This is a genomic window from Pseudomonas graminis, assembly GCF_013201545.1.
Classification (GTDB): domain Bacteria; phylum Pseudomonadota; class Gammaproteobacteria; order Pseudomonadales; family Pseudomonadaceae; genus Aquipseudomonas.
In genome coordinates this window covers 85019-100941 of sequence record NZ_CP053746.1, presented here as the reverse complement: position 1 = coordinate 100941, position 15923 = coordinate 85019, and the positions used below count along the sequence as shown (strand labels likewise).

The 15923-nt window shown below is 58.9% G+C and carries 18 protein-coding genes and 2 pseudogenes; 5 read left to right on the top strand and 15 right to left on the bottom strand.

Translation table 11 applies throughout. From position 1 onward, the window contains the following. Positions 1-243: 243 nt before the first annotated feature. From dkgB to FX982_RS00500, 5 genes are all read right to left on the bottom strand, one after another. Positions 244-1047 carry a 2,5-didehydrogluconate reductase DkgB gene (dkgB, locus tag FX982_RS00520; protein ID WP_172609234.1) on the bottom strand — a complete coding sequence of 268 codons (804 nt, stop codon included), beginning with the start codon at positions 1045-1047 and terminating at the stop codon, positions 244-246. A gap of 394 nt (positions 1048-1441) precedes the next feature. After that, positions 1442-1996 carry a DUF1003 domain-containing protein gene (locus FX982_RS00515; RefSeq protein ID WP_122535618.1) on the bottom strand — a complete coding sequence of 185 codons (555 nt, stop codon included), beginning with the start codon at positions 1994-1996 and terminating at the stop codon, positions 1442-1444. A 101-nt stretch (positions 1997-2097) separates the two neighbouring features. Beyond that, positions 2098-2304: a hypothetical protein gene (locus FX982_RS00510; protein ID WP_065993044.1), complete on the bottom strand. Its 207-nt coding sequence runs from the start codon at positions 2302-2304 to the stop codon at positions 2098-2100. A 122-nt stretch (positions 2305-2426) separates the two neighbouring features. Continuing rightward, positions 2427-2909 (bottom strand): GreA/GreB family elongation factor, encoded by a 483-nt coding sequence (locus tag FX982_RS00505; RefSeq protein WP_172612944.1) that lies wholly within the window; start codon positions 2907-2909, stop codon positions 2427-2429. A gap of 46 nt (positions 2910-2955) precedes the next feature. After that, positions 2956-3351: a hypothetical protein gene (locus tag FX982_RS00500; protein ID WP_172609233.1), complete on the bottom strand. Its 396-nt coding sequence runs from the start codon at positions 3349-3351 to the stop codon at positions 2956-2958. 123 nt (positions 3352-3474) lie between these two features. Between FX982_RS00500 and earP the strand changes: the two genes are divergently transcribed. Then, positions 3475-4620: an elongation factor P maturation arginine rhamnosyltransferase EarP gene (earP, locus tag FX982_RS00495; protein ID WP_172609232.1), complete on the top strand. Its 1146-nt coding sequence runs from the start codon at positions 3475-3477 to the stop codon at positions 4618-4620. 87 nt (positions 4621-4707) lie between these two features. After that, positions 4708-5277 carry an elongation factor P gene (locus FX982_RS00490; protein ID WP_172609231.1) on the top strand — a complete coding sequence of 190 codons (570 nt, stop codon included), beginning with the start codon at positions 4708-4710 and terminating at the stop codon, positions 5275-5277. 350 nt (positions 5278-5627) lie between these two features. Here FX982_RS00490 and FX982_RS00485 read toward each other — a convergent pair whose 3' ends face one another. The 9 genes and pseudogenes from FX982_RS00485 to FX982_RS00445 all read right to left on the bottom strand — a co-directional run bounded on the left by FX982_RS00485 (position 5628) and on the right by FX982_RS00445 (position 12355). Next, positions 5628-6647: an alpha/beta hydrolase gene (locus FX982_RS00485; protein WP_172609230.1), complete on the bottom strand. Its 1020-nt coding sequence runs from the start codon at positions 6645-6647 to the stop codon at positions 5628-5630. Between the two features lie 51 nt (positions 6648-6698). After that, complete coding sequence (locus tag FX982_RS00480) at positions 6699-7118, bottom strand: organic hydroperoxide resistance protein (RefSeq protein WP_065993050.1); 420 nt, start codon at positions 7116-7118, stop codon at positions 6699-6701. A 167-nt stretch (positions 7119-7285) separates the two neighbouring features. Continuing rightward, positions 7286-7526, bottom strand: a pseudogene (locus tag FX982_RS00475) (MarR family winged helix-turn-helix transcriptional regulator); the annotation flags it as partial. Between the two features lie 112 nt (positions 7527-7638). Then, on the bottom strand, positions 7639-8328 hold the full coding sequence (locus FX982_RS00470) for a DUF2931 family protein (protein ID WP_172609228.1): 690 nt from the start codon (positions 8326-8328) through the stop codon (positions 7639-7641). Continuing rightward, positions 8315-8983, bottom strand: a complete 669-nt coding sequence (locus FX982_RS00465) for a DUF2931 family protein (RefSeq protein ID WP_172609227.1) — start codon at positions 8981-8983, stop codon at positions 8315-8317. The genes FX982_RS00470 and FX982_RS00465 overlap by 14 nt, the downstream gene beginning before the upstream one ends. After that, positions 8970-10835, bottom strand: a complete 1866-nt coding sequence (locus tag FX982_RS00460) for a DUF2235 domain-containing protein (protein WP_172609226.1) — start codon at positions 10833-10835, stop codon at positions 8970-8972. The genes FX982_RS00465 and FX982_RS00460 overlap by 14 nt, the downstream gene beginning before the upstream one ends. A 108-nt stretch (positions 10836-10943) precedes the next feature. After that, the gene (locus FX982_RS00455) at positions 10944-11441 is read right to left on the bottom strand and encodes a hypothetical protein (protein ID WP_172609225.1); all 498 of its coding nucleotides are present in this window, start codon (positions 11439-11441) and stop codon (positions 10944-10946) included. A 243-nt stretch (positions 11442-11684) separates the two neighbouring features. Continuing rightward, positions 11685-11795 (bottom strand): annotated as a pseudogene (locus tag FX982_RS00450) (organic hydroperoxide resistance protein); the annotation flags it as partial. Between the two features lie 86 nt (positions 11796-11881). Then, a complete protein-coding gene (locus FX982_RS00445) occupies positions 11882-12355 on the bottom strand; it encodes a MarR family winged helix-turn-helix transcriptional regulator (protein ID WP_172609224.1) in 474 nt (157 codons plus the stop codon). A 225-nt stretch (positions 12356-12580) separates the two neighbouring features. Between FX982_RS00445 and FX982_RS00440 the strand changes: the two genes are divergently transcribed. Next, positions 12581-13312, top strand: coding sequence for a sulfite exporter TauE/SafE family protein (locus tag FX982_RS00440; RefSeq protein WP_438826351.1), 732 nt, complete (start codon positions 12581-12583; stop codon positions 13310-13312). A gap of 20 nt (positions 13313-13332) precedes the next feature. Here the strand turns inward: FX982_RS00440 and FX982_RS00435 are convergent, their stop codons facing one another. After that, positions 13333-14187, bottom strand: coding sequence for a LysR substrate-binding domain-containing protein (locus tag FX982_RS00435; protein ID WP_065993052.1), 855 nt, complete (start codon positions 14185-14187; stop codon positions 13333-13335). Positions 14188-14283: 96 nt separating this feature from the next. Here FX982_RS00435 and FX982_RS00430 point away from each other — a divergent pair, with 96 nt between their 5' ends. Next, the gene (locus FX982_RS00430) at positions 14284-14517 is read left to right on the top strand and encodes a DUF1127 domain-containing protein (RefSeq protein WP_254074865.1); all 234 of its coding nucleotides are present in this window, start codon (positions 14284-14286) and stop codon (positions 14515-14517) included. A gap of 49 nt (positions 14518-14566) precedes the next feature. Continuing rightward, complete coding sequence (locus FX982_RS00425; RefSeq protein ID WP_172609222.1) at positions 14567-15814, top strand: winged helix-turn-helix domain-containing protein; 1248 nt, start codon at positions 14567-14569, stop codon at positions 15812-15814. The last annotated feature ends 109 nt before the right edge of the window (positions 15815-15923 follow it).

Genomic DNA, 15923 nt, shown 5'->3' with positions numbered 1-15923 from the left:
AATGGAAATTGGTTCGCCTGCAAGGACAGATGGCCGGTCGTGCGGACAGGCGTGATCCTGCCGCTTCGGGCCAATCGGCAAAGGTTCGGAAGTCTGGTTCGCAGGAGAGGACGGGATTGGTTCAGGCGGTAAGCGAACCAATTTCAGGAAGGGGCCAGGCAGGGCGCCTGTTTATGGTTCGAGTGCTTTATAAGGGGGCGTTGCATTGGGGTGATTCTGGCCGAAGCCAGAATCAGGGCTGCATCAATCCCAATGGGGCGCGAGGCTGGCCGGGCTGGTCAGGCGATGACCACGGTCCAGCTGGGCGATCTGCGCCATGTCGTCCTCGGTCAGCGTGAGGTCGACTGCTTTCAGGTTGCTTTCCAGGTTCGCTCGCTTGGTGGACGACGGAATCACCGCGTAACCCAACTGCATGGCCCACGCCAGCGTCACTTGCGCAGGGGTTGCGTTGTGGCGCTGGGCGATCTGCTCGATCACCGGGTCCTTCAGCACTTCGCCATAGGCCAGGGTCATGTAGGACGTGATCTTGATTCCGTGTTGCTTGGCGAAATCGGCGACGGTGCGATTTTGCAGGTACGGGTGCAGCTCAATCTGGTTGGTGGCGATGTTTTCGGCGCCGACCGCAGCAATGGCTTCTTTCATCAGCGCGACGGTGAAGTTGGAAATCCCGATCTCGCGGGTCAGGCCTTGCTGCTTGGCCTCCAGCAGCGCGCCCATGAACTCGGCGACAGGCACCTGGCCTTTCGGCGACGGCCAGTGGATCAGCGTCAGGTCGACGTGATCGGTTTTCAGCTTTGCCAGGCTTTCCTTCAGGCTCGGGATCAGCTTGTCGGCGGCAAAGTTGTCGGTCCAGATCTTGGTAGTGATGTAGAGCTCGTCACGGGGCACGCCACTCTTCTCGATGGCCTGACCGACCTCGGCTTCATTGCCGTAGATCTGCGCGGTGTCGATGACGCGATAGCCCAGTTCCAGGCCATTGCTGACCGAGTCGATGACGACCTGATCTTTCAGGCGGAAGGTGCCGAGGCCAAATGCGGGAACAGTCATGGGAGAACTCCAGGGTTCAAGGGGGAAGGGGAGAAACGATATTGACGGCCAGTATCCCGCGCCGGCGGGCATGGAAAAACCACAGCACGGGCACGGGAGTTTTGACGGGGGATCATGAATGCCATGGAGTTTGGGGCAGCGGGTGGATGGGATCGTTCAACGGGATGTGATTTCCGTAGAAGCTGTCCTTAGCCAGCGCGCTGCATTGCCTTGCGGAAAACGGAGGAACTGTAGGAGTGAGCTTGCTCGCGAAGACGGTATTTCAGCCGGAGAAGATTTAGCGGATGTACTGGCCTCTTCGCGAGCAAGCTCGCTCCTACAAGGTCCCTTGCCAGACTAAGATTTTGCGCGTGCCGCAGATCCGCTGGAGGGGCAAGCCAAATCCCGAAAACCGTCAAACATGCCCATCGCGTTTAACGAAATGCTTGTGCATGTCCGCCGTCAGCGCTTCCACCCGTTCGGTCAGCACCTTGGTCATTTCGGTGAGTCGGGTGTTCTGCTCCAGCAGCTCAAGCATCTGCGCGGTGTTCTGCGCGGCTCGGGCCATGCGTTCTTCATTGGCGGTCGCCAGTGCTTCTCTGTGCTCTGCGTCGGCATCTGCGCTGGCTTTGTCGCGGGCGGCCTGTCGCGTCTGGGCCAGCAGAATGAGCGGCGCGGCGTAGGCCGATTGCAGGCTGAACGCCAGATTGAGCAGGATGAAAGGGTAGAGGTCGAACGACACCAGCCCGCTCAGGTTGGCGCCCACCCACAGCAACACCAACAACGTTTGTGCGCCGAGAAAGGTGGGCGTGCCGAAGAACCGCGCAAATGCCTCGGCCTTGAGGGCGAAAGCATCGGTGCCAAAGGTCGGCGCCAGGTGGGCGTGGCGTTTGTGGAAGCGCAGGTGATCGACCGGCGCAGCGGCAGCGCTCGGTTCGGCGGGCGACGGGGAAGGCGTTGCGGTGGGCATGGGGCTTTCCTGAAGACAGAAACATCTGCCCACTATAGGCCTACGCCCCCTGGCGTTGTACTTAACCGCTGCTGAACCGATACGCGTCCCTGGGAGCCGCGTCAGTCCACAGGTTCAGGGTACAGCGGCTTGGAACGCTGCATGATGCTGGCGTAGTCGTAAACGTACTGGCGGCCGGCGTGACTGGTCATGCGCAGGCGGTCGATCAGTTGTCGCTCTTTCTTGTTCAGGTATCTCAACCCGTGGTGGTCACTGGACTTGAGGCGATCACGTTCATGGGCGTCAGGGAAAGTGATGACGTTCGTCATGAAATATCTCCTTGGTTAAATCCGTGTCCCCGGCTCCGGGTTCCGGGTTCACCCTGTGTGGTGCGACGCTGCACCTTACCCATAAAAAGTCGGACGCTACAACCCTGCAAATGATCAGTGGATCACAGGATTTGCGTGATCTCGAACGATTGACGGCTGCCGTTCACCACCACTTCCACCTCATCGCCATCGAACTTGCCGAGCAGGCTCTGACCCAGCGGCGAGCGTGCCGTGATCACCGTAATCACCTGCTCGTCGACCGTGATTTTCAGCCCCGCTGCGTCGGGTGCCAGAAACAACCGCTGTTGCGCGCCGTTGTCCGCCAGGAGGGCGATGAGGTCGCCGGTCTGGATGCCGCGCTGGTCATCGAAGGGCTTGAGCACGAGGGTGCGACACAGGTTCAGCGACTGGCGGATTTCCTCCACGCGCCGCGCCTGACCCGCCGCCAGATACGACGCCTCCAGTCCAAGGGTGTCGTACTTGTTCTCGGCGATGTTCTCTTCATGGGTCGCGGTTTCGTACGCCGTTTGCGCGGCCCGCACGGCCACATCGAGATCGACCTGCAACTTCTCGACGATGCAGTGCAGGACGGTTTGCTTGTTCACGGGCATGGCGTATTCGGGGGCATGGCATGGCTCGACAAAAGGGGATTCAGCCGCAGAACTGATAGACGCTGGCGCGGCTCTTCTCGCTGGGCGCGGTCTGGTTCTGCTGCATCCAGAACTGGCATTTCGGGCCGTTGAAGCTGCGTTGCCGCTCCGCCTGTTCGGCTTCCTGGCTCTGCCGCGCTTCGCTGTCGCGCAATATCTGCCGGTATTGATCAAACATCGGGTTATCACTTTCAAGCTTTGGCTTGGCCGCAGGCGGGGTCGTCATTTGCGCGGCCGCGTTGTTCAGTGCCTGGGTCTGCTCGGCGGGGAGCATTTTATAGATCAGCCACAGGCTGAGCAGGACGGCGATAAACCCCAGCCAGATGCCGGCGGCAATCGACAGGATCAGCTTGAGCGGGCGCAGCGTGACGGACAGTTCGCGGTGGTTGACGTACATGACAGACTCCAGACTTGTATGCATGTGGCCAGCGGTGGTGGCGATTGTCGCACGACCGGGGCTGGTGATTCTGCGCCGCAATGAAGGACAATCGGTTTTTTTGAACATCCTCAGGGAGCCCGGATGAAAGCCTCTTGGGATATTTTCTGCAGCGTTGTCGATAATTTCGGCGACGTCGGCGTGACCTTTCGCCTGGCCCGACAACTGGTCGCCGAACACGACCTGCAGGTTCGCCTCTGGATCGACGACCTGAATGCCTTCGCACGGCTGTGCCCGGGTGCCGATCCGCTGGCGGAAGAGCAGATGCGCGATGGCGTGACCGTCTGTCACTGGCCGAAGGAATGCCCCAAGGTGTGGCAAGGGGTCGAGCTGCCGGACGTGGTGGTCGAAGCCTTCGCCTGTCGCCTGCCACCGGATTACATTGAGGCCATGCACGGGGCAGAGAAGCGGCCGCTGTGGTTCAACCTCGAATACCTCAGCGCCGAGGACTGGGTGTCAGGTTGCCACGGCCTGCCGTCGATCCAGTCCTCGGGCCTGCGCAAGTACTTCTTCTTCCCCGGCTTCACCGGCAAGACCGGCGGTTTGCTGCGTGAGGCGGGCCTGATTCAAAAGCGTCAGGCGTTTCAGGCGGATTTCGCCGCACGCCAATCCTTCCTCCAGCGCCTGCACATCGTGCCCCATGCCGATGCGCGGCTGATGTCCCTGTTCGCCTACGAGCACGCCGGCCTCGGCACCTGGCTGGATTGCCTGGCCCAGGCTGATCGCACGACCCATTTGCTGGTGCCTGAAGGCCGCATTCTGGGTGACGTTCAGCGTTGGTTGGGCGTGGATGAACTGAAGGCGGGCGCCGTGCAAGTGCGCAACGCCCTGACCATTCAGGTGCTGCCGTTCGTGCGCCAGGAAGACTACGACCAGCTGTTGTGGTGTTGCGAATTCAACGTCGTGCGCGGGGAAGATTCATTCGTCCGCGCGCAATGGGCGGGGCGGCCGCTGATCTGGCACATCTACGAGCAGGATGACGACGCCCACTGGGCCAAGCTCGATGCCTTTCTGGACTTGTACCGGGTGGGATTGTCGGAGGAGGCGCAGCAGGCGCTGACCGAGGTCTGGCGCCAGTGGAATGCAGGAAAAGACATGACCCAGGGCTGGCATGCGCTGGAACAACACACCGACGAACTGGCCGCCCATGCCGAGCGCTGGTGTCTGGAACAGGCCTTGCAGGACGATCTGACGACTGCGCTGGTAAGGTTTTACCAAAGTTGGATATGATACGCGGCCTTGTATTAAGCCCTGTACGAAAAGTGGCTTTTCGTACAGGGCTTAGAAAGATCTTTCATCCAAATTCGGATACTCGTAATGAAAACTGGTAAAGAGCTTAAACCCGGTACCGTGATCAAGCTGGAAAACGATCCTTGGCTGGTTCAGAAAGCTGAATTCACCAAGTCGGGCCGTAACAGCGCGATCATGAAGACCAAGCTGAAAAACCTGCTGACCGGCTACAAGACTGAAATCGTCTACAGCGCAGATGACAAGCTGGACGACGTGATCCTGGACCGTAAAGAAGCCACGCTGTCTTTCATCAGCGGCGACACTTACACGTTCATGGACACCACTGACTACACCATGTACGAGCTGAACGCCGAAGACATCGAAGCCGTTCTGCCGTTCGTTGAAGAAGGCATGACCGACGTCTGCGAAGCGATCTTCTTTGAAGAGCGTCTGGTTTCCGTAGAGCTGCCGACCACCATCGTGCGCACCGTTGACTACACCGAAGGTTCGGCTCGTGGCGACACGTCGGGCAAAGTCATGAAGCCGGCCAAGCTGGCCAACGGCACCGAGCTGCAGGTGGCTGACTTCATCGAAATCGGTGACAAGATCGAAATCGACACCCGCGACGGCGGTTCTTACAAAGGCCGTGCTAAATAAGCACTGCTCTTGTAATGCCGGAGATGTAATGCCGGACACGAAAAAGCCCGACCATTGAGTCGGGCTTTTTTGTGGGTGCGTGAACGGGAAGTTCCAACACACGCTGACCCTGTAGGAGTAGGTGTCGCCGCCGCAGATGCAGCTGTCGACAAAGCGCTGTGGGAGCGAGCTTGCTCGCGAATAGACCGGTACATCCGCCAAATCTTCAGCGGCTGGAAATATGTCTACGTGAGCAAGCTCACTCCCACAGGGACTGCGTGTGCTGCGCAACAGTGCGGGTTATGAACGACGGAATCCAGCAATGCAAACGGGTCGACCATTGCTGATCGACCCGTTTTTTTATACTGCCTTTACTTCAAATGTACTTTCAGCTCTTGCGAAGCCTGCAGCATCGCCGAGCGCACTTCCGGCACTTGGCTGACCACGTTCAACAGCCCGTAATCGTGGATCATGCCGTTGTAGCGAACCGCCGTGACCGGCACACCGGCCTGGTCGAGCTTGCGAGCATAGGCTTCACCTTCGTCGCGCAGCACGTCGGCACCTGCCGTTTGCACGAGGGCAGGCGGCAGACCTTTCAACTGATCGGTCGTGGCCCGCAGCGGTGAGGCATAGATCTCCGCGCGCTGTTTCGGGTCGGTGGTGTAGTTGTCCCAGAACCACTTCATCATGTTGCGGGTGAGGAAGTGACCCTCGGCAAACTGATCGTACGAACCGGTATCGAAGTTGGCATCGGTCACCGGCCACAACAGCACCTGGTAACGGATGGCCGGGGTACCTTTGTCTTTGGCCATCAGGCTGACGACCGCCGCCATGTTGCCGCCGACGCTGTTGCCCGCCACCGCCAGACGCTTGCCGTCGACGTTGATTTCCTTGCCATGCTCGGCGACCCATTTGGTCGCCGCATAGGCCTGGTTGATCGCCGTCGGGTAGTGCGCTTCAGGGGAAGGCGTGTAGTTGACGAACACCGCCACTGCGCCCGAACCCTCTACCAGATCCCGCACCAGACGTTCGTGGGTCGGGTAATCGCCGAGCACCCAGCCGCCGCCGTGGAAGTACATGAACACCGGCAAGGTGCCTTTGACGCCGGCCGGACGAACGATCGTCAGGCTGATGTTCTGGCCGTCCACCGAAATGGTCTTCTGGCTAACATCGGCCTTGGGCAGGGTCAGCTTGACCCCGGCCTGGGCGCCGGTCAGCACCGCACGGGCATCCTTGGGCGAAAGCTGTTCGATCGGCTTGCCGCTTCCGGAATTCAGCGCGTCCAGAAACGCCTGCGTGTTGTGCTCGACGCCCGTATCGGTCGCCGCGAAAGCGTTGCCGATGGACAGTGCGAGGAGCGAGCCAGCCACAATCTTGCCAAACGTGTTCATGTTCTTCTCCCGGTCAAACGAGGGTTGGGGACGAGGTCTTGTGGCGAGCCTTTACACAGTCACGTGCAGACGGACATCGACGTTGCCGCGTGTGGCGTTGGAGTAAGGGCAGACCTGGTGGGCCGCATCGACCAGCGCCTGAGCTTCGGCTTGTTCAAGGCCCGGCAGGCTGATGTGCAGGTCGATGTCCAGACCGAAACCGCCAGGGATCTGGCCAATGCCGACGTGGGCAGTGATCGACGCGTCAGCCGGGATGGTTTTCTTGCTCTGGCCAGCGACGAATTTCAGTGCGCCGATGAAGCAGGCCGAGTAGCCGGCAGCAAACAGTTGCTCTGGGTTGGTGGCTTCGCCGCCAGCGCCGCCCAGTTCTTTTGGGGTGGCCAGTTTGACGTCGAGAATTTTGTTGTCGGAAACAGCGCGGCCATCACGGCCACCGGTTGCGGTTGCGACTGCAGTGTAGAGAGCTTGCATGGTAATTCCTCACGTGCTGATGGGTTGAATGTTGATAACTGAACCAGGGTCTGCTTGGCGCTAAAGTCTTGTGCGCTAAGCAAGTGAGATGGAATGTACTGCGCTAATGTTTAGTGCGCAAGATAAATTTTCGGGATTTTTCAAAAGAGTCGATTTTGGGGGGCTGATCAGAGGCTCTCGAGCAGATTTCCACGCAGGGCAAGCAGGTCTTTCTGCATTGACTTGAGCTGCTCAAGGTTGATGCCGCTGGCGGCCAGAATGCATTGCGGAACGCTCTGCGCCTTGGTGTGCAGGGCCTTGCCTTGCTCGGTCAGGGTCAGCAGCACGACACGTCCATCTTCCTTTGCGGGTGCGGCGGATCAGGCCTTCAGCTTCCAGCCGTTTGAGCAGCGGCGTCAGCGAGCCTGGTCGCCACGCGTCATACGGTAGCTCTACCCCGTAGTCGCTATCGCTGCTGCATCCGCTCAGAATCAGGTTCGATACGCATACGAACAGGACGTTGATGTTTTTTGATCGGACTTCACCAAGAGTCGTAAGGGATGCCGAAGGTGTCGATGTAGGCCTGCGATGCCGCATTGGGAGGACGATAGTAAAGGCCGTTTGAATGGCCTTCATGAGGGCCTTTCTCGACTATCCGACCTTGTACGCGGCTTACTTCAATCGGGTCCAGGCAAGCGCCTCTTATCCAGGTTTTAGCAATGCCGCCCGGAGCGAGCCCGATTACCAGCAGCTCACGGTGGTCGGTGATCCAGTCTTTGGTTCCTCTGCAGTACGTTTTTTCTTTGACCTCCAACATTGCATGACGAGTTGATTCAGGAATTTCAATGTAGGCCTCGTAGGTCTGTGGTTCGGCCAAAGACTGCCAACGTACGTAGATCAGTCTAGGAACCTCTGCTCGCCAGACGTGCTTGCCTGCTCCGTCCCCTGGACGTTTAGGCCACCCTCTCGGGGTTCCCTTGAGGTTAGGGGGAGTCTGAACCGCCGCCACGCCGCTCATTGCACGCCTAAATAATCGGCCTTTCACATCGACGACGTTTGCTGTCTCAATCCAGACTTCCATGTAGTTGGGAGCAAAGAAGCCCAGTCGCCATGCGTCGTAAGGCAGCTCTACGCCATAGTCATTAGCGCTGCTGCATCCGCTCAGAATCAGGCTCAAAACGCATCCGAGCAGGACGTTGATGTTTTTTGATCGGCCTTCACCAAGAGTCATAAGGGATGCCGAACTTGTCGATGTAGGCCTGCGATGCCTCATTGGGAGGGCGGTAGTAAAGGCCTTTTGAATGGCCTTCATGAGGACCTTTCTCGACTATTCGACCTTGCACGCGGCTGACTTCAATTGCATTTAGACAGCCTCCCTGAATCCAGGTCTTAGTCACGCCTCCCGGAGCCAAGCCCACCGTAATCAGGTCTCTATAATCGTTGATCCATTTGTTATCTGCCCTGCAATATGCGCGCTCACCTTTCAGCATGGCTTTGCGAATGCGCTCAGGTATTTCTATGTAGGCTTGATAGGTCTTCGGTTCGGCCAGAGATTGCCAACGCACGTATATAAAGCGAGGAAGATTAGCACCCAAGACTTGTCTTCCAGCGCCTGCTCCCGGATGTTTTGGCCAGCCCTTCGGACTGCCCGTTAAATTAGGAGGAGTCTGCACGGCTGCTACGCCACTCATTGCCCGCTTGAACCATCTGTCGTTGATATCCACAGCGTCAGCGGTTTCGATCCAGACCTCCATATAGTTGGGAGCAAAGAAGCCCAATCGCCAAGAGTCGTAAGGAAGTTCTACGTCGTCATTAATTGTGCTGCACCCGCTGAAGATCAGACCCAAAACGCATCCAAGCTGCGCTTTGAACTTACCGATTGTCATGAACGATCCGCTGGTAGTCATCGGTTGGCCGGTTGATAAACATTGGTCCGATGCTCGTTCGATTCCTGTCTTTCACCGCGTTCCAGCTGGCTGAAAGGTGGATGTAGCGTAGTAACAACAAGTCCTCTTCAGCGGCGGTTAGATCAAGCGTTGTTCTCCTGCCTGTTGCATAACCCAGAATCTTCGCTGAAATGGTGGCGAGATCAGTCGGCAAGGACAGGCGCTGGTCGTGCTCGTTGATAACATCGAGCGGGGCGCCGTGCTGTACTGCCAGCTCCCGCATCACCCGCAGATAAATCTTCGACAAATCTCCCTCCACCTCACGATCAAGTGTGGTCATAACGTAAACCTGCTTGTGAAGGGGGATTTGATTTTCCTGCGTGCGCTCTTCGTCTTCGGACCGGCAATGTATATCCACCTCAAGACCCTGATCGACCAAGCGTTTGACCAAAGGACCGACGCTTTGAACGGATTGTGAAAACGCAAGCGACTGTTCGTTAGGCGTGGTCTTTCGTTCCTGGCTACTTGCCGGTTTCGCGACCAGCAGCCTTTCACGCATACGAGGGCGGTAGCCGCCACCAATGTCCGAGTGCGAGCCGGGCAGAGCGATATCGTTCTCGGTGCGGATCAGGGCGAAATTCAATCGATGCTCATCCCGCGCTACCAACTGCACTACTTTGCGGGCGGCACCCGTTGGGAGCCCCAGGTTGAGTCCCCCGTTGCGATCATTGCCGGGACTGAAATCCAGCATTAACGGCGTGACAATGGCGGGCACGGTATCGAAGAGGCCGATGAAGTTCAGATGTACATCATGCTGGACACGCCAACCGAACCCTTCAACGAATACTGAGGCACTGGGAGGCAATGCTTTTGCAAGCAAGCTCTCGACGCCTTTCCGCATGTCATTGGCGAAATGACGAGCTGCAGCGGCTCCACGGCTGAACCCAAATACATCGATTTCAAGTTGCTTAATCGTTATCTCAGGATGGTTATCTTTAAATACTCTTAGGCGACGTAATATCAATGCCGAACTCTGTTCAACTCGCGCAACGACCCCGTTTTCCCCTCTCCCAGTTGCTTGTCCCCAAAGATCATCCTCACCACCGCTGACAGTCCCAATACCTTCCAGATAAACCTTTAGCGCCGCTTCTTCAGCATCCGCCTTGATCGAGACGTCGGAATGGTCCATGTACAAATCATAAAGCCGCGCCACATTGGAGGTGTCATTCCCAAAGCTGTTGTCTGGCGCACTCCCGTCAATCCCATAGCCAAACTCGGCACAGAACTTCTGAATGTCTTCGGCTTCATTTTCCAGCCCGACATCCCGCGCCATGCAACCTGCAACCGTTTCGCTGTTGGCCTGGTTGTTACCGGTGCCATCAAAGAACACGCCGAGGCGCAAAGTGATCAGTTGCTCCTGCTCGACTTCTTCTTCCTCTTCTTCGATGTCCTGCTCTCTCTGCGCGTCGGCAGGACGGCGTGGGTTGAGAGGCGTCGGCGTAGCTGCAACGGCAGCACCTTGCACGTAACCAGCGGCGGAAAAAGGCCTGCCGGCTACTGCCGCCGGAATTTCCTCGTTCTCGTAGGCGGCATAGAACAGCGATGCCTCCAACCGGGCTTTACAGGGGCAACCGCTGACACTGTCCAGGGTGCCGGCCAGGCGAATGCCGTCACTGGTCATGTGGGAAATTCCGCCTTCGATCCGATACGTTTTACCGTCGACACCGCACCTCACCGCGTCGCCCTCTCGCGACTGTTCAATGCCGTGCAACACCATGTGGGAGGTTGCTTGCATGACGAATCCGCCACAGCGGGTCTTGTCGTTCAGTCGGATGTAATAACCGGTAGCCATCAATGCTCGGTCCCTGTTCAGGTGTCGCGTCCATGCGAAAGAGTGGAGATGTGGGGAATCCACGCGAAAGCCTGATGGGCAGGTCGCGCAATGGAACCAAGTGGGGTGTTATTCGGCGTTAGCGCTGCCAACGGCAGGCAGGAAGTCGGCAGCCAAAGGGACGCCCTGGCGGGCTACGAACGGTCTGTGGGGCTGTGGCGTGTTGATGATCTCGTCGCCGTTGCACAAGCGGCTCCCCACCAACGCGACGTGACCATTGCTGTGGCCTGCGCCTGTGATGATTTGGGCGGTGGAACCATCCGGATAAAGAACGCAGTCTCCCTTATGCGCTAAGCGCACTTGCTCGCCGTTCTCCAGGATGCACGTGATAGTCGACTGCGTTTTTTGAACAATGCCGCCGTTGCGCGTCTGGCTGCCTTCAGTGGCAAGCCGGTAGATGCCGATGGGCGGATGGGCCAGGCAATAGGCTTCGTTTCTGCGAATAACCGCTACAGCGTCTTCGTGAAATTCAGCCATTTGTTCAGAAGTGAAGGTGGGCGTGTCGAGCGACTGAAGAAAGTCGCCTGTCACTTCATTGGTGTACATCGGAGCGAGTGAGGTAGTCATGCCCAGGTCCTGAGTCGTGATCATTCTGAGAGAGCCGTCCCAATCCATGCGGGGTGATTGAGCGGGTCGGGCAGAAATGATGATCAGGATCAAAGCCGGAAAGCGAAGCGCCTTGCCTGCGATGACGTAGGACAGAAATGAAAAGCGCGTCGTCCATTTCTTGCAGAAAGTGTCTATTCGTACTCAGCAAAAAGCCCCTGACTCTTGCGAGTTCAGGGGCTTCACTGTGCGTGTGAGCGAGTGTCAGACAGTCATGTGCAGACGGACATCGACGTTGCCGCGTGTGGCATTGGAGTAAGGGCACACTTGGCGGGCTGCATCGACCGGCGCCTGGGCTTCGGCTTGTTCAAAGCCAGCAGACTGATGTGCAGTACTGCGCTACTGCTTAGTGTGCACGTTTAATTTTGAGGTTTTTGAGAATTGTCGATTACGACAGCCGATCAGATGCTTTCCTGCAGATTTCCACGCAGGGCAAGCAGGTCTTTCTGCAGGGCCTTGAGCTGTTCAAGGTTGATGCCGCTGGCGGCCAGAATGCATTGCGGCACGCTCTGGGCCTTTTTGTGCAGCGCCTTGCCTTGCTCGGTCAAGGTCAGCAGCACGACCCGTTCATCTTCCTTGCTACGGGTCCGGCGGATCAGGCCTTCGGCTTCCAGGCGTTTGAGCAGCGGCGTCAGCGAGCCGGGATCGGTGAGCAAGCGGGTGCTGACTTCTCCGACGGTCAGGCCGTCGCGCTCCCACAGCACCAGCATCGCCAGGTACTGCGGGTAGGTCAGGTTCAGTGCCTGGAGCAGTGGCTTGTAGACCTTGGTCATCATCAGCGACGTCGAGTACAGGGCGAAGCACAGCTGGTTATCCAGCAGCAGCTCGTCGCAACTGCCAGCGCCAGCCTTGGGGTTGGGCTCGTTGGCGTTCATGGGGTGTCCCTCTCAGTCAGTAATGCTCGGTAATTTAGTGCCCTGCTGTTTAATGCACCAGATAATTTCGGTAATGGCCGGGCGTGGGGTTTTCTATCGGCCGCCTCAGCCGCGGATCGTTTCCACATCCTGATATCGTCTCAGCGGATTTCCTCAACGGCACTGACTGCGTAGCATGCGCGCAGAAATCGAATCAGAGGATCGGCCGTGATTGTCGATGTATTGATGTACCTGCTGCTGGGCGCCGCCATGGGCACACTGGGCGGACTGTTCGGCATTGGCGGCGGGCTGGTGGCCATTCCGGCGCTGGGGGTGTTGTTCGGGCTTGATCAGCAACTGGCCCAGGGCACGGCGTTATTGATGGTGCTACCCAATGTGCTGCTGGCGCTGTGGCGTTACAACCAGCGCAATCGGGTGTCGGTGCGTCATGCGCTGATGCTCATCGTGCCCAGTTTCACGATGTCCTGGCTGACCTCGCTGTGGGCCGTGCGCGTTGACCCTCAAATCATGCGCCTGGGCTTTGTCGGCTTTCTTGTGGTGCTGACGCTGTTTAACCTGATCCAGATGGTCTGGCGCAACGGGACCGTAGGCGCCGAGTTGCGGCACATCCGTTGGTTGTGGCTGCTGGGCCTCGGCTCGGGCGTGACTGCCGGGCTGTTCGGCGTCGGCGGCGGGGTAATCGCGACGCCCATTTTGACCGGCTTGTTCGGTGCGACGCAGGTGGCGGCCCAGGGCCTGGCGTTGGCCCTGGCGGCGCCGAGCACCACGATCACGCTGGCGACCTACGCCCTGCACGGCCATGTCGACTGGCTGATGGGCATTCCCCTTGCGATTGGCGGGCTGGCCAGCATCAGTTGGGGCGTCGCCTTGGCGCACAGTTTGCCGGAGCGTGTATTGCGATCGCTGTTCTGCGGCTTTCTGGTGATTTGCGCGATCATGCTGTGCTCCAAGCTCTGATGCCTGATGTCGTGAATGCGTTACAGCCTGAACCCCTCCGCAATGTGATCGGCCAGGCACTCGGTGATCGGCGACGGGTTGTTGGGATTGCGCAGCAGCACGATGCTCGCCGACGGCAACTGCGGCAGCCCATGCTGTTCCCCCAATACTTCCAGGTCCGAGGTGATCAGGCTTTGCAGTTGCGCCGTCACCGCCAGTCCTGCGCTGACCACGGCCATGATCGCTGACAGGCTCGCGCTGGTGTAGGCAACGCGGAATTCGCGGCCGGACGCCTGCAGCGCGTTGATTGCCCACTGCCGGCAAAAGCAGTCGGTGTTGAACATCGCCAGCGGCATCGGCGTTTGCTCCTGTGGGCAAAAGCCTGCGCCGACCGCCCAGACAAACCGCTCTTGGCGCAGGATCTGGCCGATTTCCTTGCCCGGCTCGCGGGTGACGATGCTTAAATCCAGGTCCTGGCGTTGCAGCAACTGCGACGAAGACTCGCAATGCACTTCCACCTGTACCAGCGGGTAGGCCTGGGCAAAGCGCTGCAGAATCCCCGGCAGAAAGCGCATCACGTAATCATCCGGCGTACCGATCTTCACCGTGCCGACCATGTGCGGCTCGCGCAGGGTGTTGAACACCTCGCTGTGCAGTTTCAGGATCCGCCGCGCGTAGCCCAGCAGCACTTGGCCTTCCGCGGTGAAGCTGATGGTGCGGCCGTCTTTCAAAAACAACGGGCGCCGCACCACGTCTTCCTCCAGCCGTTTCATCTGCATGCTGACGGCGGACTGCGTGCGATTCACCACCTCGCCGGCCTTGGTGTAACCGCCCTCATCGGCGATTGCGACAAAGGTGCGCAGCAGCTCGCTGTCGATACTCGGGTAGGTGGTCATGCATCAATCTCCCAGATGCAGTGCATAAGAAACATTCGTTGGATTGATCTTAGGCGCGGCGAGAGAATCTGCCCATCCCCACTGGAGGGCAGGACGATGAAAGGTCAAAAAGGTTACGTATTGGTCGCAAAATCTCTGTCGCAGGAATCCGCGCCGGAACGCTGGTGGAAATCGGCCGTGGCGCAGGTTGCTCGCTGGCGCAAGCTGCATCACCAGCGTGTCGAACTGGCCACCCTCAGCGATGACGCGCTGAAAGACATGGGCCTGAGTCGGGCGGATGTCTACGAAGAAGTGGAGCGTCCCTTCTGGGATGACCCGATGAAGCGCTGACAGAACAGCGGGTGATCGGTTAGCGTTGGGCACCGCCATGGAGGTTGCAATGCCCGCCAAACCGCCGAGTCACCCGCCACTTTCCCTCAAGCACGCGCGCCGGCTGGCGCTGGCCGCCCAAGGCTTTAACAGCCGCCAGCCGCCTGCGACGATCAAGGCCGCGCATGTCACGCAGTTGATCCAGCGACTCGGCGTGCTGCAGATTGATTCGGTCAATGCGCTGGTGCGATCGCACTACTTGCCGCTGTTTTCCCGGCTCGGCCCTTACCCGCGCACATTGCTGGAGCAGGCGGCGTGGAGCCAGGGTCGGCAACGCAATCTGTTTGAGTATTGGGGCCATGAGGCGTCATTGCTGCCGGTAGAGCTGTACCCGCTGATGCGCTGGCGGATGCAGCGTGCGGCCCAGGGCGAGGGCATTTATCAGCAACTGGCAAAGTTCGGCCGCGAGCAGCAGACCACCATCGCCCGGGTGTTGCAGACGGTTCGGGATCAGGGCGCGTTGGGCGCGGGCAGCATCAGCACCCGGCAGGATCGCGCCGGACCCTGGTGGGACTGGAGCGCCGAAAAGCATGCGCTGGAATGGTTGTTCGCAGCGGGTGAGGTCACGGTCGCCGGTCGTCGCGGTTTCGAGCGCCTGTACGATTTGCCCGAGCGGGTTCTGCCGGCGGCGATCGTCAATCACCCTGATATCGGCGAATCCGACGCCCAGCGAGGCTTGCTGCTGCATGCAGTCAAGGCGCTGGGCGTCGGTACCGAAAAGGACGTGCGCGATTATTTCCGGCAGGACCCGGCACCCGCCAGACGCGGGTTGGCTGAGCTGGTGGAGGAGGGCGTGGTTCAGAGGGTACAGGTGCAGGGCTGGAAGCAGCCGGCGTACACGCTTGCGGCGCGGGTCGTGCCACGCAAGGTGACGGCCAGCGCGTTGCTGTCGCCTTTTGATTCACTGATCTGGGAGCGAGGGCGCACCGAGCGGCTGTTCGATTTTCGCTATCGGCTGGAAATCTACACGCCCCAGGCCAAGCGTCTTTACGGCTACTACGTGCTGCCATTTCTGTACAACGAGCACATCGTTGCGCGGGTTGATCTTCGTGCTGAACGGGCAGCCGGGCGCCTGGCGGTACATGCGGTGCACGTGGAAGAGAAAGGGCTGGACGAAGAGGGCATGCAAGCCTTGGCCGGAAACCTGCTTCAACTGGCAGATTGGCTGGGCCTGCCCCAAGTGCAGATTAATTGCCAGCGGGCAAGTGCTGCCCGTTTGAGGGCTGCGTTCCTCGCGGGCGGCGTGGAACATCTCTAGCCGCCAATCTGCTCCCGGCACGGGCATTCTGCATGGAGGCTAAACGACAGTTCATGCAGAACACACGGGTTGCTCATCTGTTAATTTTCTTCAACCTGTTGATTTGAAA

Excerpts from the sequence above, each read along its gene's own strand:
- dkgB (WP_172609234.1), bottom strand. The coding sequence starts at position 1,047 with ATGACTGTTCCCGCATTTGGCCTCGGCACCTTCCGCCTGAAAGATCAG.
- FX982_RS00515 (WP_122535618.1), bottom strand. The coding sequence starts at position 1,996 with ATGCCCACCGCAACGCCTTCCCCGTCGCCCGCCGAACCGAGCGCTGCC.
- FX982_RS00510 (WP_065993044.1), bottom strand. The coding sequence starts at position 2,304 with ATGACGAACGTCATCACTTTCCCTGACGCCCATGAACGTGATCGCCTC.
- FX982_RS00500 (WP_172609233.1), bottom strand. The coding sequence starts at position 3,351 with ATGTACGTCAACCACCGCGAACTGTCCGTCACGCTGCGCCCGCTCAAG.
- earP (WP_172609232.1), top strand. The coding sequence starts at position 3,475 with ATGAAAGCCTCTTGGGATATTTTCTGCAGCGTTGTCGATAATTTCGGC.
- FX982_RS00490 (WP_172609231.1), top strand. The coding sequence starts at position 4,708 with ATGAAAACTGGTAAAGAGCTTAAACCCGGTACCGTGATCAAGCTGGAA.
- FX982_RS00485 (WP_172609230.1), bottom strand. The coding sequence starts at position 6,647 with ATGAACACGTTTGGCAAGATTGTGGCTGGCTCGCTCCTCGCACTGTCC.
- FX982_RS00480 (WP_065993050.1), bottom strand. The coding sequence starts at position 7,118 with ATGCAAGCTCTCTACACTGCAGTCGCAACCGCAACCGGTGGCCGTGAT.
- FX982_RS00470 (WP_172609228.1), bottom strand. The coding sequence starts at position 8,328 with ATGACTCTTGGTGAAGGCCGATCAAAAAACATCAACGTCCTGCTCGGA.
- FX982_RS00465 (WP_172609227.1), bottom strand. The coding sequence starts at position 8,983 with ATGACAATCGGTAAGTTCAAAGCGCAGCTTGGATGCGTTTTGGGTCTG.
- FX982_RS00460 (WP_172609226.1), bottom strand. The coding sequence starts at position 10,835 with ATGGCTACCGGTTATTACATCCGACTGAACGACAAGACCCGCTGTGGC.
- FX982_RS00455 (WP_172609225.1), bottom strand. The coding sequence starts at position 11,441 with ATGACTACCTCACTCGCTCCGATGTACACCAATGAAGTGACAGGCGAC.
- FX982_RS00445 (WP_172609224.1), bottom strand. The coding sequence starts at position 12,355 with ATGAACGCCAACGAGCCCAACCCCAAGGCTGGCGCTGGCAGTTGCGAC.
- FX982_RS00440 (WP_438826351.1), top strand. The coding sequence starts at position 12,581 with ATGTACCTGCTGCTGGGCGCCGCCATGGGCACACTGGGCGGACTGTTC.
- FX982_RS00435 (WP_065993052.1), bottom strand. The coding sequence starts at position 14,187 with ATGACCACCTACCCGAGTATCGACAGCGAGCTGCTGCGCACCTTTGTC.
- FX982_RS00430 (WP_254074865.1), top strand. The coding sequence starts at position 14,284 with ATGAAAGGTCAAAAAGGTTACGTATTGGTCGCAAAATCTCTGTCGCAG.
- FX982_RS00425 (WP_172609222.1), top strand. The coding sequence starts at position 14,567 with ATGCCCGCCAAACCGCCGAGTCACCCGCCACTTTCCCTCAAGCACGCG.